This window comes from Curtobacterium sp. MCBA15_013 (assembly GCF_001865095.1).
In the GTDB taxonomy this organism is placed as follows: domain Bacteria; phylum Actinomycetota; class Actinomycetes; order Actinomycetales; family Microbacteriaceae; genus Curtobacterium.
This window is the reverse complement of sequence record NZ_MJGQ01000033.1, coordinates 3,000-4,033: the sequence shown is the minus strand read 5'-3', so window position 1 is coordinate 4,033 and position 1,034 is coordinate 3,000. Positions and strand designations below refer to the sequence as shown.

The 1,034-nt window shown below is 66.5% G+C and carries 1 protein-coding gene; it reads left to right on the top strand.

Annotated features, from left to right (window positions below):
* The coding region (locus BIV01_RS12965) for a carbohydrate ABC transporter permease (RefSeq protein WP_139199353.1) at positions 1–991 on the top strand (991 nt) is incomplete at its 5' end.
* Positions 992–1,034 lie beyond the last annotated feature (43 nt).

The following is a 1,034-nucleotide window of genomic DNA, read 5'->3' as shown; positions in this document are numbered from 1 at the left end:
CGGGGGCGCCCCCACCGCGTCGATCTCCACCGCGGCGACCGGGCACCGCTTCAGCCTGCGCCGGTTCTGGCCGCAGTACGTGGCGATCGCGCCCTTCTACGTGCTGTTCCTCGTGTTCGGGCTGTTCCCGATCGTCTTCTCGATCGTGCTGTCGTTCACGGACTGGGACGGCGTCGGCTCCCCCGCGTTCGTCGGCCTCGCGCAGTACCAGTACCTGCTGACCGACCCGCGGTTCTGGAACGCCGTCTCGAACACCTTCATCATCTGGATCATCTCGACCGTCCCGATGCTGTTCCTCGCCCTCGTGCTCGCGTTCCTGCTGCACGGCAACATCCGGGCGAAGGGGTTCTACCGGGTCGCGTTCTTCATCCCGAACGTGACGAGCATGGTCGCGATGGCGATCGTGTTCGGCTCGGTGTTCTCGGACGGGTTCGGGCTCGTCAACGCCGCGCTCCGAGCCGTCGGTGCCGACCCGGTCGGCTGGCTCTCGTCGTACTGGGGCATCAAGGTCACGATCGCGGTCATGGTCATCTGGCGCTGGACCGGGTACAACGCGATCATCTACCTCGCCGGCTTGCAGTCGATCTCGACCGAGCTGTACGACGCGGCGAAGGTGGACGGCGCGAACACCTGGCAGATCTTCACGCGCATCACGATCCCGATGCTGCGGCCGGTCATCCTGTTCACGGTCATCACGTCGACCATCGGTGGCCTCGGGCTCTTCACCGAGCCGCAGATCCTGTTCAACGGGCAGGCGGTCGGTGGCCCCGACGAAGCCGGCATGACGATCGTGCTCTACCAGTACGACCAGGCGTTCAACCAGTTCGACTTCGGGTACGGCTCGGCGATCGCCTGGGTGCTGTTCTTCTTCTCCGTGGTCTTCGCGATCATCAACTGGCGACTGCTCAGCGAGCGCGACGGGCTCAAGACCCCACGGCGACTGCGCGCCCCGCGCACCGTCACGACCAGCGCGAAGGGACCCCGCGCATGAGCGCCGACACCGCACCCCGCACCACGAACACCGCCGCCGCCCT